The 14,643-nt window shown below is 44.8% G+C and carries 16 protein-coding genes; 2 read left to right on the top strand and 14 right to left on the bottom strand.

The annotated features are described in order from the left end of the window. Positions 1-2: 2 nt before the first annotated feature. Positions 3-1,046 carry a competence type IV pilus assembly protein ComGB gene (gene comGB / locus QOZ98_RS14245; protein ID WP_308788064.1) on the bottom strand — a complete coding sequence of 348 codons (1,044 nt, stop codon included), beginning with the start codon at positions 1,044-1,046 and terminating at the stop codon, positions 3-5. Continuing rightward, a complete protein-coding gene (gene comGA / locus QOZ98_RS14240) occupies positions 1,018-2,043 on the bottom strand; it encodes a competence type IV pilus ATPase ComGA (RefSeq protein WP_308788063.1) in 1,026 nt (341 codons plus the stop codon). Before comGA ends, comGB begins: the two co-directional genes overlap by 29 nt. A 316-nt stretch (positions 2,044-2,359) precedes the next feature. On the opposite strand from comGA, the gene QOZ98_RS14235 reads away from it, so the two are divergent. Beyond that, on the top strand, positions 2,360-2,602 hold the full coding sequence (locus QOZ98_RS14235; RefSeq protein ID WP_308788062.1) for a DUF2626 domain-containing protein: 243 nt from the start codon (positions 2,360-2,362) through the stop codon (positions 2,600-2,602). Positions 2,603-2,687: 85 nt separating this feature from the next. On the opposite strand, the gene QOZ98_RS14230 is transcribed toward QOZ98_RS14235, so the two are convergent. After that, positions 2,688-3,326: an MBL fold metallo-hydrolase gene (locus QOZ98_RS14230; protein WP_308788061.1), complete on the bottom strand. Its 639-nt coding sequence runs from the start codon at positions 3,324-3,326 to the stop codon at positions 2,688-2,690. 152 nt (positions 3,327-3,478) lie between these two features. Here QOZ98_RS14230 and QOZ98_RS14225 point away from each other — a divergent pair, with 152 nt between their 5' ends. Next, the gene (locus tag QOZ98_RS14225) at positions 3,479-3,661 is read left to right on the top strand and encodes a DUF2759 domain-containing protein (protein ID WP_142827827.1); all 183 of its coding nucleotides are present in this window, start codon (positions 3,479-3,481) and stop codon (positions 3,659-3,661) included. A gap of 79 nt (positions 3,662-3,740) precedes the next feature. On the opposite strand, the gene QOZ98_RS14220 is transcribed toward QOZ98_RS14225, so the two are convergent. From QOZ98_RS14220 to QOZ98_RS14170, 11 genes are all read right to left on the bottom strand, one after another. Then, positions 3,741-5,645, bottom strand: coding sequence for an LTA synthase family protein (locus QOZ98_RS14220; RefSeq protein ID WP_308788060.1), 1,905 nt, complete (start codon positions 5,643-5,645; stop codon positions 3,741-3,743). A 301-nt stretch (positions 5,646-5,946) separates the two neighbouring features. Next, positions 5,947-6,144, bottom strand: coding sequence for a YqgQ family protein (locus tag QOZ98_RS14215; protein ID WP_308788059.1), 198 nt, complete (start codon positions 6,142-6,144; stop codon positions 5,947-5,949). Beyond that, the gene (locus QOZ98_RS14210) at positions 6,141-6,716 is read right to left on the bottom strand and encodes a 5-formyltetrahydrofolate cyclo-ligase (protein WP_308788058.1); all 576 of its coding nucleotides are present in this window, start codon (positions 6,714-6,716) and stop codon (positions 6,141-6,143) included. The genes QOZ98_RS14215 and QOZ98_RS14210 overlap by 4 nt, the downstream gene beginning before the upstream one ends. A gap of 64 nt (positions 6,717-6,780) precedes the next feature. Beyond that, a complete protein-coding gene (rpmG, locus tag QOZ98_RS14205; RefSeq protein WP_006830468.1) occupies positions 6,781-6,930 on the bottom strand; it encodes a 50S ribosomal protein L33 in 150 nt (49 codons plus the stop codon). A 233-nt stretch (positions 6,931-7,163) separates the two neighbouring features. Continuing rightward, a complete protein-coding gene (phoU, locus tag QOZ98_RS14200; protein ID WP_308788057.1) occupies positions 7,164-7,823 on the bottom strand; it encodes a phosphate signaling complex protein PhoU in 660 nt (219 codons plus the stop codon). Positions 7,824-7,843: 20 nt separating this feature from the next. Continuing rightward, positions 7,844-8,656: a phosphate ABC transporter ATP-binding protein PstB gene (gene pstB / locus QOZ98_RS14195; RefSeq protein WP_308788056.1), complete on the bottom strand. Its 813-nt coding sequence runs from the start codon at positions 8,654-8,656 to the stop codon at positions 7,844-7,846. 29 nt (positions 8,657-8,685) lie between these two features. Continuing rightward, positions 8,686-9,564, bottom strand: a complete 879-nt coding sequence (gene pstA, locus QOZ98_RS14190) for a phosphate ABC transporter permease PstA (protein ID WP_308788055.1) — start codon at positions 9,562-9,564, stop codon at positions 8,686-8,688. A 1-nt stretch (position 9,565) separates the two neighbouring features. Beyond that, on the bottom strand, positions 9,566-10,492 hold the full coding sequence (gene pstC / locus QOZ98_RS14185; RefSeq protein ID WP_308788054.1) for a phosphate ABC transporter permease subunit PstC: 927 nt from the start codon (positions 10,490-10,492) through the stop codon (positions 9,566-9,568). 73 nt (positions 10,493-10,565) lie between these two features. After that, positions 10,566-11,540, bottom strand: a complete 975-nt coding sequence (locus QOZ98_RS14180) for a PstS family phosphate ABC transporter substrate-binding protein (protein ID WP_308788053.1) — start codon at positions 11,538-11,540, stop codon at positions 10,566-10,568. Positions 11,541-11,713: 173 nt separating this feature from the next. After that, positions 11,714-13,891 carry a peptidoglycan D,D-transpeptidase FtsI family protein gene (locus tag QOZ98_RS14175; RefSeq protein ID WP_308788052.1) on the bottom strand — a complete coding sequence of 726 codons (2,178 nt, stop codon included), beginning with the start codon at positions 13,889-13,891 and terminating at the stop codon, positions 11,714-11,716. Positions 13,892-14,002: 111 nt separating this feature from the next. Further along, positions 14,003-14,611: a superoxide dismutase gene (locus tag QOZ98_RS14170; RefSeq protein WP_308788051.1), complete on the bottom strand. Its 609-nt coding sequence runs from the start codon at positions 14,609-14,611 to the stop codon at positions 14,003-14,005. Positions 14,612-14,643: the final 32 nt, after the last annotated feature.

Here is a 14,643-nt window from a genome sequence, read left to right as displayed (position 1 = left end):
CCTCAAATGGTATGGACCAGGTTATACATCGGCATCAAAATAGCCAGATAGGCACCTACGATGCAGACGGCGATCATAATAAAAAAACTTGGTTGGATAATGCGCAGCAGCTGCTGCGTCTGCTGTTCAATCCGCTCCATCAGCACTTCGCTGTAAAGAATCAATTCCTTCCCCAGGTAGCCGGTCATTTCCCCGTGGTGGACAAAAGCGGACATGTCTTTGGAAACAAACGAAAAACGCTCGAGCGATGTGGAAAACGTTTGCCCCATCATCAGTTCTTCGTGGGACTGCCGAGTCATAAACTGAATCACTTTATGATAGTTTTGGCGCTGCAGCAGATCGAGTGACTCCTGCATGGATATCCCACTGTGCAGCAATGTGCCAAGCTCGCGTGCCAATAAATGCGACCAGTACAGCTTCATAAAGCCGCGAAGAATTGGAATGGCCAGCAGCCAGTTGATTTGCTGCTGAGTCGCCTGCCTTTTCAGCAGCAGCCTGAAAACATATGCTGATAGGGCGGCAACAGCAAAAAACGCAATGAAAAAATCGGGCAAGCTCAACAAATAAGAAGGAATGCCTGAACCCTCGCTACCGGATTGCAGCGACTCCATCATTTCCGTCAAATTCGGCACATAGCTGGTACGGAAAAACAAAAACAGCACAGAAGTGAAAATCAGCAGGGATACCGGATAGATTAAAATGTTTTTCAGTTTTTTTTGCACTTGTTCAGTCCGTGCGAAACTTTTGGCAATGCTGTCAATCGATTCCGGCAGCCGTCCATGGTATTCCGCGATTTCGACTGGAAACAACACATGGTCCTTAAACCCCAAGTACTTCAGGATTTCAGCAGCATTGCCGCCACTCTTTAAAATAACCGTTATGCCGCTCAACGTTTCTTCCAGCCTGGATGTATGCATGGGCAGCAATAAACTCAAGGCAATCGGCAGCAGATAGCCTTCTTTCATTAAAACAGCCAGGCGCGTCAAGAACTGTTCGCGGTCACGTAGGCAAATTTTGTCAGAGCGTGCAGGAAGTTTGAATCGCACCAATTTTCACTCCTTCCGTAACTTGGCCCTCAAATGACAGTTCCGCAGGCAAAGAGTAAGGTTTTTTCAAGCTAGCTGCCAGCAAAGCATCTTCCAGCCGCTCGCCTTCCAGAATTTCAAAAAGCGCGCGATAGCACGATTCCGATTGGCTGATGTCAGAGAACACCGGAATGATCTTTTGGGCTGAAACGGCAATAAGGGTTTGCGACATGTCTTCAAATGATACGCCCAAATCTCGCAGCCGGTGCAGGCAGCCGACAGAATGCCTGGCGTGGATGGTTGAAAAAACCAAATGGCCGGTCAATGCAGCTCGAACAGCAATTTGGGCTGTTTCAGCATCGCGGATTTCCCCGATCATAATAATGTCGGGATCGTGCCGGAGAATCGCTTTTAATCCAGAAGCATAGCTGAGCCCTGCTTTTTCATTGACCTGGATTTGCAAAATCGACTGGTTCTTCCGTTCAACAGGATCTTCGAGTGTAATAATATTGCGGTTCAACTTTTCCGCACAATGCTTTAACAGCGAATATAAGGTCGTTGATTTGCCGCAGCCTGTAGGTCCTGTGAGAAGAATTAAGCCCTGTGAGGCTTCGGACAGTTTCTCCAAGAGACGGGCCGAGTCACGGAAAGCGGCCAGCTGGTGCAGAGACTCGGCGGTGTCGTCCGGCATGATGCGGATGACGATGCTTTCCTTTGTCAGCACGGAAGGCAGTGTGGAAATTCGGAAATAATGGGATCTTTCGTTGATGGGAAGCTGAAATGAACCGGTTTGGGGTTTTCTCTTTTCACTCATGTCTAAAAGGGATAGGTATTTGAAGTAGGCGATCATGCGATCACCCAGATCCAAGGGGAATTGGGTCACTTGCCGCAAGTTTTGGAACGAGCGATAAGAAACGGTATAGCAGGATGGTTCGGGTTTGATGTGGATGTCTGTTGCGCCATTTTTTGCTGCATCGTGCAGAAGGTCAACACAGCGGCGCTCAATAATTGATTGCATATCCACCTCCTGTTTCGCTGTGAACAGAGGCTGCCTCTCTGTTCACACATAGTATAACCGGCTCTTTTTGAGAAAGAAACAGCTTTTGCCAAAATAAAATTTTGAACCGCGAATAGCCGCCAAAACCCATTTTTGGAGGTCTATCGTTTTTCTACTCAGAGGACAGGTTTACCTATTTTTTTAAAAATTTCAGTGCCGGCAAACAACCGTACACCTGTTTGTCACAAAGAAAGACGAACTCGCTGTTTACACATTCACTCTATTTCCTATATAATAAATAAGAGATTATTGTGTTGTGGCAAAGGAGGGATTACCCATGAATAATATGTTCAAGTTAATGGGATGGTGGACTGGTATATTTGCAGTTCTCTTTTATGTAGGCGATATGGTTGAAGTATCATTATTAATGGTCGCTAACACCGGATTTTTTGTTCTTCTTGGATTCTTAAATATTTCTGAACGCATGTATTTGTATATTTTTGGTGCCTATTTGACAGTATTTTTCGTAGGCTTCACTTATTACACTACGTTCATCCACGTTCCTGGTGCTGGACATTAATCAATACGAATAAAAAACAAAAGGTGCATGGGGGATTTCTCCCATGCACCTTTTGTTTTTTTATAAAGTTTCGCTTTGCAGCGGTTTAAAATCCTGACAGAAACGGATTACTGTTTGTTTCCTGTTCAGGGGTCGTTTCCGGGCCATGGCCAGGATAAAGGATCATGTGTTCAGGAAGCGTCAGCAGCGAGTCGTGAATGGACTGCAGCAGCTTTTTCTCGGATCCGTCGATCAGATCTGTGCGGCCGATGCTTCCGCGAAACAGCGTGTCCCCCACAATAGCAAAACCTTCATTGCCAAATGAATAACTGACACTGCCCGGAGAATGGCCGGGAGTGTGAAGAATGTCCATTTGAAAAGAGCCGATCTGCAGGCGCTTTTCATCCGTCAGTAAAATGTCCGCATCCTTCACCCGGTAATCCGGCAAAGCTGCATACTTGCCTGAACCGTTCAGATTAGGCTTGCTTAGCCAGTCTTTCTCCAAATGATGCAAGTAAACCGGGATTGAATAGCGCTCTCGGACATCATCCACTGCCCCGATATGGTCAAAATGGGCATGCGTCAAAAGAATAGCGATCGGCTTCAAGTTTTTCTTTTTCAGCAGCGCATGGATTCTGGCGCTTTCTTCGCCTGGATCAAAAATCAGGCATTGTTTTTGGTCGTCCGAAATAATGTAGCAGTTGGTCTGGACAGCTCCCAGCTCCAGTTGGTCGATTTTCAGCATCTTCTTCACCTCTCTTCGATTATAGCACGCTGCGCTTTGCAGGACTGTCAACATACTGACACTTTTTGTCCTCGACAAAAGAGAGTAATTTCTTTACAATATAAAGAGAACAAAGCGGCACTGGCTGTTTAAGTTGAAGGGAGTGTCATTCGATGAGTTGGATGTTAATGGTTATTTTTGGACTTACTGCAGTTCTTGCGGCAATCGGCACTGTACAAACCCTAAAGAATAAAGAAGTCCTCGGCTTTCTTTTTAACTTTGGAACGTTTGTGATTTTCGGCGCCTTTACAGTTGCGACAGTTATTACACACGGTTATCCACCAGGACTACATTAATTCGAAAAAAGCTGATGCTGTTAAATGCATCAGCTTTTTTTCATGCCATAAAAAAAAGAGGCGCTGGGCGCACTCTCTTTTATTGCTCCAAATCCCCTTCAGGAATTGTTGTCAATTGGCCGTCTTCTTCATCGTAAAAACGAAGCAGGTCGCCATTGATGATCGACTCGGAATATTCAAGCTCTGTAAACGCCTGCTCAATATAAGGCGCGCACAACTCTTCTTCGGTTGGTTCGCCGGTTTCTTTGTCATAGCAGACATTCCCAGCATAGACCACTTTGTCGGTAACAAATCGCCCATCGCGGAAAGGAACGAATTCCTCATGTTCTTCCGAGAACAAATCGCCGCCAAACTGAATGTCTTTTGACGTATCAATGCCCATCAGGTTCATGATGGTCGGACGCATATCAATCTGTCCGCCGACTTCCTCATTGACATGGCCTTCGCCATAGCCTGGAATGTGGACAAAGAACGGAACTTTCTGCAGTTCAGCAGACGTAAAATCCGTCACTTCTTCGCCCAGGTATTGCGACATGGCTTCGTTGTGGTTTTCCGAAATTCCGTAATGGTCACCGTACATGACGATAATTGAATTCTCATAAAGCCCTTTTTCTTTTAACTCTTCAAAAAAGACTTCGATCGATTCATCCAAGTAGCGGGATGTCTGGAAATACCGGTTTAACGTTCCTGAATTTGAATCAAATTCAGGAATCGATTTGTCTTGTTCATCCAGTGTAAACGGATGATGGTTGGTCAGCGTCAGCAAGCGGCTATAAAAAGGCTGCTCCATTTCAGTCATGTGTTCAACGGACTGTTCAAGAAACGGAATATCCTTCATGCCCCAATTGACTGCTTCACCTTCGCCAACTTCAAAGCTTTCAATATCATAGAATTCGTCGATGTTCATTGATTCGTACATGATGTCGCGATTCCAAAAGCTTTTCGTATTGGCATGCTGGACATTCGTTGAATAGCCCTTGTTGCCAAGGCTCTCAGCCATGGAATTGTACGTATTGCCGCTATGCGTAAAGAATACCGCACCTCCGCTCAACGGATAAAGGGAATTCTCGAGCAAGAACTCTGAATCCGATGTTTTGCCTAATCCCGTTTGGTGATAGAAATTTTCAAAATAGATGGTGTCTTCGTCTTCTGTCAACGAGTTCAGGAATGGCGTAATCGTTTGCCCATTCATTTCGCCGTTGATTGTAAAACTTTGCAGCGATTCCAAAGTGACGACAATCAAGTTGCGTCCTTCTGCAACGCCTTTCATCTCTTCAGATGGTTCTATCTGGTTGGCGCGTACATAGTTATTGGCTTCAACCAGCTCAGAACCGTCAGCCAATGCGCGCTGTGCCTGCGATTTGGATTGGATATACACATCATATAAATGATAATTGTACATCCCCAAATTTTTCACCAGCATCTCGCGGTCAAAGCTGCGCGTCAAAAGCTGTGGCCGCTCTGCCTCTGCCAGCCCCAAGTTGAAGAATAGGACCGCGAGTGCCAAAACATAATAGGCTTTGCGGTGTGCTGAAGAAGATACTGCAGCAAGTGATTTTACATTAACAAACTTTATCGCCAACAAAATAATGGCCACATCTGCGAAATACAGCAAATCTGTCCAGAATATACTGGCTGCCGCACTTGAACCCAAATCACCAAAATTCTCTGTTTGGAAAAGGACCGGCAAAGTGATAAAATCACTGAAAAAACGATAAAATGCGACATTTCCGTAAAGAATGATTGAGGTGACGATTGCCACAGCAATCAAGTAGCGATTTTTCGATTTTTCGCTCTTGAAAAACAGCGAAATCCCGTAAATAAACAGCAGCATGCTCAATGGGTTAATGAACAAGATAAATTCCTGCAGCAAATTGTCTATTGTAATGGAAAAACTGGTCTTATAAACAATATATGTTTTAAGCCATGTGGCGATGATGGCAATTGCCAGGATTGAATGTTTCGGCCATTCTTTTTTCAGCATACCCGGCCCCCCTCCTTGCTCGATACTTTATAAAAATTGAACCAAAAAAACCGGTTATAGCCCATCGCTTTGGGCGCGGTTCTTGCAAATATCAGCAAGCGATAATTACTAGTACAACTTAATTAGCTTTGTTCTGAACGGTTTTTTATAAACCGGGCTACTATCGTTTAATTGTCGGTATAATGATCCTTTTATATCGGTACACTCCATAATAGTTTAGTATAAAAGAATTTTTCTCTTATATGAAGTATTTACCCTTATTCTAGACGTATGAAAACACAAGAAGTTTCGCTTCTCGAATTTATTTTTTATCATATTCAGATTTTTTTTGGCGAAGAATAAGCAGTGCCGAGGCGTATTCTTTTGCGGAGATAAATTGCAAACGATACAGCTCTTTCACTTCATCTTCCATTAAATCCAGATCCGCTTTGTAATCAGCAGTGTAGATGATGGTGCCGTAGCGTTTCAGCAATTGCATGACATCGTACAGGTTTTTCATTTGCCCACCACCTTTGTATTGATATAGCCGCTTTCTGTGTATATTCCCTGAACCGGCAAATCATGAGATTCTACCGGAATCGATTCTGCAATCTGGCAATCAAACGCCAGTGAGCGGGTAATGCCCTCGTAATTCGCCAAAAAGCGGTCATAATATCCTCCGCCAAAGCCTACTCTAAAGCCTTGCTTTGAAAAAACAACGCCCGGCACGATCAACAAGTCGATCGCATCCGGTTTTATGTATGCCGTTTTGGAAACTATCGGCTCCTGAAGTTTCATATAGACAACTTCCAGCTGATCCATGTTGTCGATCACCCGGAAATCCATGGCGCGGGTTGCCGGGTAACACTTTGGCACAGCCACTTTTTTCCCTGCTTTCCAGCAGGCATCCAACAATCCGGAGGTATCCACTTCCGGAAAAGCGGCTAGTGTCATACCGATCGTGTCCGCTTTTAAAAAAGCAGGATCTTCCACCAAACGAGCCACTGCCGCATCCGATTTTATTTTATACTGTTCTATAGTCATCTCATTGAGCAAAGCGAGTACGCTTTTTCTCTGCATAACTTTATCCATATCAGCACGAGCTCCTTTACAAAGAAAAAAGCCAAAACCTCTGGAGGTTTTGGCAATCAATGAATTACTTCGTTTCACGGTGTACTGTCATTTTCTTTTCACGTGAGCAATATTTTTTCATTTCAAGACGCTCAGGGTTGTTGCGCTTATTTTTAACAGTGCTGTAGTTACGTTCGCTACATTCTGTACAAGCTAAAGTGATGTTAACACGCATCGGTATCCCTCCTAATTCTTTCAAAGATCATTTGTAAATAAGCGTGATCTATACGACTTAATTATTATAGCATATTCCATCGTAAAGTCTACTGTAAAAATCCATTTTTTTAAACCTTTCTAAATAAAAATAAATGCGGGAGGCGAAAAAGCTTCCGGCATTTATTTTCACTCTTAACAGAAGAGCATTTGCTGGCAAGGCATAAGGAAACTCCGGCAAATGCTTGTCTTCCATTATTTATTTAAATCGTAATGCTGCCCTCGCACTAAGTAAAACAATTGCTCAGCGATATTGGTGGCGTGATCCGCAGAGCGTTCCATGTAACGGCTGATAAACGCCAATTGAGTTATCTGGCCGAGCCGGTCCGGATTTTCTCCGCCTGCACGCATGAGCTTGCGGATCACATCGCCGTACAATTCGTCCACTTGGTCATCCAGTTCGGCAATTTCTTTCGCTTTAACAATGTCCTCTTCAACAAATGCATCGATGACTTGGCGCAGCATGGCGACAGCCAGCTTTTGCATCTGCTGGATCTGCGCGATTTGCGGCAGCAGTTCCTGATTGCCGATGCGAATGGTCTCTTTCGCGATATTGACCGCATAGTCGCCTACACGCTCCATATCTGAAGCCACTTTAATGGTCACCACTAAGCGCCGCAAATCTGTAGCCACCGGAGATTGCTTAGCAATCAACAGGATCACCCGATCATTGATGAATTCTTCCAGCTGATTGATATCTTTATCGTCTTCGATCACTTCAAGTGCTGCATCTACGTCCTGATTGACCAGTGCTTCCATCGATTTGTTTAATGCATTGACTGCCATTGTACTTAAATCGATTAATTGTTCCTGTGCAGAATTTAGTTCGAACTCAAATTTTTCACGTAATGACAAAAGTTTCGCCTCCTTTTCCCTTAACCGAACCGGCCTGAAATGTAATCTTCCGTCCGTTTGTCGGAAGGGTTTGAAAAGATAGTATCGGTGTGGTCAAATTCAACCACTTCTCCATTCAAAAAGAATGCGGTCTTATCTGAAATCCGTGCTGCCTGCTGCATATTGTGCGTCACAATAATGATGCTGTAGTCTTTCTTCAGTTCCTGGACCAATTCTTCCACTTTTAATGTTGAAATAGGATCAAGTGCTGAAGTCGGCTCATCCATCAGAATAACGTCCGGTTCAATTGCCAGTGCGCGCGCGATACAAATACGCTGCTGCTGTCCGCCGGAAATGCTGTAGGCATTTTCGTTAAGGCGGTCTTTTACTTCTTCCCAAATGGCTGCGCCACGCAAACTTTTTTCAACAATTTCGTCAAGAATTTTCTTGTTTTTAATGCCGTGGATGCGCGGGCCATACGCCACATTGTCGTAAATGGATTTCGGGAACGGATTTGGCTTTTGGAAAACCATGCCGACACGTGTCCGAAGCTCTTCCACTCCATAGTCCTGATCAAAGATATTGCGTCCGCGATACAGGATTTCACCTGAAGTTTTAACGGAAGTCACCAATTCGACCATACGGTTCAAAGTCTTGATGTATGTTGATTTACCGCATCCTGAAGGTCCGATAATGGCTGTCACTTCATTTTCCATAATTTCCAGGTCAATGTTTTTTAATGCATGGTTGCTGCCATACCAAAGATTAAGCTGTTTTGTTTCATAAACTGCCTTTTTAGCTGTTTGGTCTGCAGTTGCCCCAGACACTGATTTATTTGTAATGATTGTTGTCATTTGTAGAACCCCTTCCACATAATTTGCGTTTAGTAGCGTTTATCGAACTTGTTGCGGATGATAACGGCAATCGAATTCATGAACAGCAATACAGCCATTAATACAATAATTCCGGCTGCTGCCACCGCTTGGAACTCCTGCTGCGGACGGCTTGACCAATCGTAGATTTGCATTGGCAAAGCAGTGAATGTGTCCATAACGCCTGCCGGCAAAAACTGAATGATGACCGGCACACCGATAACGATCAATGGTGCTGTTTCCCCGATGGCGCGTGACAACGCTAAAATACTTCCCGTCAAGATTCCCGGAATGGCTGCCGGCAGTATGATTTTTAAAATGGTCTGCCATTTGGTAGCGCCCATTCCGTATGAAGCGTCGCGAAGTTCACCCGGAACTGCGCGGATCGCTTCTTGTGATGCCACGATGATTACTGGTAGGATCAATAAGCTCATCGTGAATCCTGCTGCTAAAATGCTGTTGCCCAGTGCCATTGCACGAACGAATATGGTCAATCCAAGCAATCCAAACACGACCGATGGAACGCCTGCAAGGTTTGAGATATTCATGCGGATAAAGCTGGTGATGCGGTTTTGCTTAGCGTATTCCTCTAAGTAGATAGCTGATCCGACACCTAAAATGATCGATGTAGGCGCAACTACCATCATCAGCCAAAGCGAGCCGATCAGCGCCGCTTTAATGCCTGCCTGATCCGGGAAACGGGAAGCAAAGTTGGTCAGGAAATCAATTGATAAATTTCCGGCTCCCTGCGAAACAATCCGGAAAAGCAAAATGACCAATGCCAATAATGCCAATAAAGTAGCTGCAAGGAAAATATATTTGAAGATGGCGTTGGCAATCAATCTGCCATTCATCCGTTTGACGACTGTTTGTTGTTCGATATATCTCATATTAGTATTCCTCCCTGAAACGTTTGGATACGTAGCCGGCAAGGATGTTCATGGCCATGGTAAAGAGGAAGAGCGTGAATCCTACCGCGTATATGGAATAGTAGATTGTTGTTCCGTATCCGGCATCCCCTTTTGATACTTGTACAATGTAAGCTGTCATGGTCTGGATCGAACCGGTAAAGTCGCCGTCAAATCTTGGCGTCGACCCTGCCGCAAGCGATACGATCATTGTTTCCCCAATTGCTCTGGAAACTGCCAAAACGATGGATGCCACAATACCTGAAAGTGCTGCTGGTATGGTGATTTTCCAGGCCACTTCAAACTTTGTCGACCCCATTGCCAAAGCCCCTTCACGAATGCTTTTGGGTACCGAAGACATAGCATCTTCCGATAATGAAGCAATCATCGGGATGATCATGATGCCGACGACAATACCAGGCGAAATTGCGTTAAAGATTTTAATTTCCGGAAAAACTGCCTGAAGAACCGGCGTTACAAATGTTAATGCGAAAAAGCCATAAACAATTGTCGGCACACCTGCCAGTATTTCAAGAATCGGTTTTATTACACGCCTCACATTCTCGCTGGCGTATTCACTCAAGTAAATCGCTGCTGAAATGCCGATCGGCACAGCTACGATGATAGCAACCATTGTCACTTTGAGCGTCCCGATGATTAATGGCCAAATACCAAATTGGGCTTCGTTATTGGAAAATGGCAGCCAAGTGGTGCCGGTAATAAAATCGAAAAATGGAACGCGTGTGAAGAATGTAATGGTTTCAAAAATCAGTGTTAAGACTATCCCGATGGATGTCAAAACCGAAACAGAAGCAATCAAAAACAAAATGACCGGAATGATTTTTTCAAGTGCTTTCTTGTTTTTCTTGCCTTTCGACTGCGCGATCATTTCCTGCACAGATGGTCGCATATAGAATCCCCTTTCAACCGCAAAAGGCGAGCAGTGGCTGCTCACCCTGAGACTGGACTAGATTATTTATTGTTTATTCTTTTAAAGCTTCCAAATCGGCCAAAGCCTGGTCGTAATTTTCCTGCGGCAAAGATACATATCCGACAGCTTGTGCCATGGCTCCTGCATTTTCAAGCGTGTATTGCATGAAATCGTAAGCTGCATCGTTTTCAGCCAATGCTGCGTTGCTGGCGTACGTGAACAGCGGACGTGACAACGGTGAATATTCTCCAGATTCAATCGTTTCATCGTTTGGCTCAACGCCATCAATAGTTACGACTTTCAATGTATCCTGGTTGGCAACGTAATATGCATAGCCGAAAAATCCGATTGCATTTGGATCAGCCTGAATTCCCTGAACCAATGTGTTGTCGTCTTCAGAAAGTGTTGCTGAGCTGACAAGGTCTTCTTCTTCAAGAATGACTTCGTTAAAGTAATCGAATGTTCCTGAATCTGTTCCCGGTGCATAGAAAACCACATCTTCATCTGGCCATTCCGGATTAATATCCGACCATTTTTTCGTTGTGCCGTCTTCTACCCAAAGTTTTTTCAGGTCTTCCACAGTCAAATCTTCCACCCAGTCATTTTCCTGGCTGACAACGATTGATAGTCCGTCATATGCCAATTGGAATTCTGTGTACTCGATGCCTGCTTCTTCAAGGCTCGCTGCTTCTTCTTCTTTTATCGGGCGTGATGCATTAGAGAAATCTGTTTCGCCTTGGATGAACTTTTCAAATCCGCCACCCGTACCCGAAACACCGACTGTAACTTGGACATCCGGTTGTGCGCCAGCATATTCTTCTACAATGCCTTCCATGATCGGTGCTACAGTAGAAGAACCATCGCCTGCTACAGAACCTTCAACAGCTGCTTCTTCTCCCGCTGTATCTGAACTTGTACCTTCGGTGTTCGTACCAGTGTCTGTAGACTCTTCAGTGCCACCACATGCACCAAGAATTAAAGCTGAACCAAGAATAGTAGATGCCATTGCGAATTTCCAATTTCTCATTGCGTTGTTTCCCCCTAAAGTTTATGTTTGTTTTGTTTACATTCCTTACTATAAACAGTATTTGTTGAGGACATATAAAGGCAATGTTAAGAAATTGTAAATCGGTATTTTTACTATTAAAAAAGCCCTAAGATAACATCCTCTGCATGAGGATATTATCTTAGGGCATTGTGCTATTCGCCTTCTACAACAATGGAATCGCTGTAAGGCTCTTTTATTAAGTTGGATGCTGAATCGGCTTCCTTGTTTTTCAACTCAAAGTACTTATCAGCTGCCGCGCGGGCGATTTCGTTATTGGCTCTTGGAACATTTTCTGGATCGGTTGTAACATAAGGAATCACCACAGCGTATGCAATTTCTGGATTGTCATATGGTGCGTAGCCGACATGCGCGATGTTGATGGCATATTGGCCGTTCATTTCATGGTCTTTTTCATAGAAGTACACTTCTGCTGTTCCGGTTTTCCCGGCTGCGGTATAAGGTGCGTCACTGAATTGTGCACGCGCCGAACCAGAGCTTCCGATATACACATTGCGCATACCTGTCTGGACCTGATCGATTTCTTCCTGCGTATTGTTGATCCGATTCAGAATTTTTGGTTCAACAATGGTTTCAATCGGACCAAGCGATTCCCCGTCTCTGGAAGCTGCGCGGATTTCCTTGACAACATGCGGCTCCATTCGGTACCCGTCGTTGGCAATCGTCGAAATATACTGTGCCAGCTGCAAGGGCGTATAGGTGTCAAACTGGCCAATGGCTAAATCGAGAAGTTTGGCTCCCGGAGAAGTGCCCCCCAGATAACCCGTTGCTTCGTTCGGCAAATCGATTCCTGTTTTAACGCCAAGGCCGAATTGCGCAAACGAATTGCGCATGACATCGAAACTTTCCGGAGCTACATATAAGCCCCGGTTGTACTGATATTCGGCTCCTGCAATTTCCATCGCGATTTTAAACATATAAACGTTTGAAGATCGCTCGATGGCCATAACATCCGACATTGGAATGCGGTTGAACAATTGCGTATTGAAAATAGAATTTTTTTGGGCAGTACCGGCAAACTTCAAAGGTTCGTCAATTTGGACTTCATCCAGCTCGACTGCGCCCTCGGAATAACCAGTCAGCAAGGTCGCTCCTTTAACAGTTGAACCCATTTCATGGGAAGCCGTAAAACTGCCAAATGCATAATCGTTGATAACCTGTTTGCCGTCTTCATCTTCGCCAAGCCGTTTTCCTACCATTGAAAGAACTTCCCCTGTTTGCGGATCCATCATGACCAGGTAAGCATCTTTCACCAGTTTCGAACTTGGGCCAGCTTTCAGTTGAATAAGCTTGTCTTCCACTATTTTTTCCAGTTCGCTCTGCAATTCGCTGTCGATTGACAGAACAAGATCTTTTCCAGCTTGCCCCTCATCTACAGGAACGGTTTCAATGACACTTCCTTTGCCATCTGTTACATTTTTGACGACCGATTTCTGGCCCTGCAGTACTTCTTCATACTGCTGTTCCAAAAAGCTGGTGCCGACACGGTCATTGCGTGAATAGTCCCGTGCCAAGTAATAGTCAAGCTTGTTGGCCGGGATTCCGGTTTCCGGGGTTGTCGTGCTCCCCAGTATCGTCAAGTCGCTCGATTTGACACGCTTCCAGTCTGTTACCGTATTGACGCCTTTAAGGTTCGGGTCGGTCAGACGTTCCGAGACCCGCGCAAACTCTTCATCTGTCACGTCCTCATTTTTGATCATCTGTGGTGCCAGCGCATAGCCGGATGTCATCTCACGGTATATGGCCAACACTTCCAGCTCCTCAGCACTTATACTAGCGAGCTCTTCATCCGTAATTTTCTCTCTGACCAGTGCATCAAGCTTTCGCTGTTTTTCCGGCTCTGTAATATCTTCTGCAGCGATCGCGGCTTTTTCTTCATCTGTCACTTTTTCGCTGGCACTTTCAGTATTTAATTGTATATAGAAGTCCTGTTTATCCCGGAGCGTCACTTTGTCATCATCTTTTTCGATCAATGTGGCCAATTCTTTAGCCACTGTCAGCATTTCTTCTCTTTTGGTCGTCTGCATTGCGGTATACGTAATGGCATTGACCGGCGTGTTGTCAACCTGAATTCGGCCTTCGCTGTCAAAGATGCGCCCTCTTGGCACACTGGTGTTGACAGGCACTTCCTCTGTTCTGGCAATAGCGCGCGCGTAGTCTTCCCCTTTAACAATTTGAAGAAAACCCAGACGCAGAATAAGAACAGAAAACAACAAAAAGATAGTGAAAAAGAGGATATTCATCCGAAAGACAGTATTGGACTGCAGTTTCACTCGTGCAAGCGAAACGCGTCTTTTTTGAGGCGGTTTCATGAGATGTTTGCTCCCTTCGCAAAAATATCCACTTACAAGTATATCACCACATAAAAAAAACACACACTTTTTCAGACGAAAAAGTGTGTGCAAAGTTTCAATTATTGACAATTATTTTGCAGTTTCGTAGCGGTTTGAAACTTCTTCCCAGTTTACTACGTTCCAGAATGCGTTGATGTAGTCTGGACGTTTGTTTTGGTATTTCAAGTAGTAAGCATGCTCCCAAACATCCAGTCCAAGCAATGGTGTTTTGCCTTCCATCAATGGAGAGTCCTGGTTAGGAGTCGATGTAATTTCAAGTTCTCCGTTTGAAAGAACCAGCCAAGCCCAGCCTGAACCAAAACGAGTTTTGCCGGCAGCAGCGAATTTTTCTTTAAATTCGTCAAAGCTTCCGAACTTGCTGTTGATAGCTTCGCCTAAAGCGCCTGTCGGGTTGCCGCCGCCGCTTGGCGATAAAAGCTTCCAGAACAACGAGTGGTTAGCATGTCCGCCGCCGTTGTTGCGTACTGCAGTGCGAGCAGCTTCAGGAACTGCATCCAAATCAGAAATCAATTCTTCGATTGATTTTGACGCAAGATCGTCGTGGCCTTCTAATGCCGCGTTTACGTTTGTAATATACGTGTTATGGTGCTTCGTGTGGTGGATGTTCATCGTTTCTTTGTCGATGTGTGGTTCAAGTGCGTCATACGCGTAAGGTAATTCTGGTAATTCATATGCCATGATTAAATTCCTCCTTGAGTCTATTGGTCTAC

Source organism: Planomicrobium stackebrandtii (assembly GCF_030814955.1).
Taxonomy (GTDB): domain Bacteria; phylum Bacillota; class Bacilli; order Bacillales_A; family Planococcaceae; genus Planococcus; species Planococcus stackebrandtii.
Note: the sequence above shows the minus strand (reverse complement) of the source record. Positions and strands in the feature narration are given on the sequence as shown.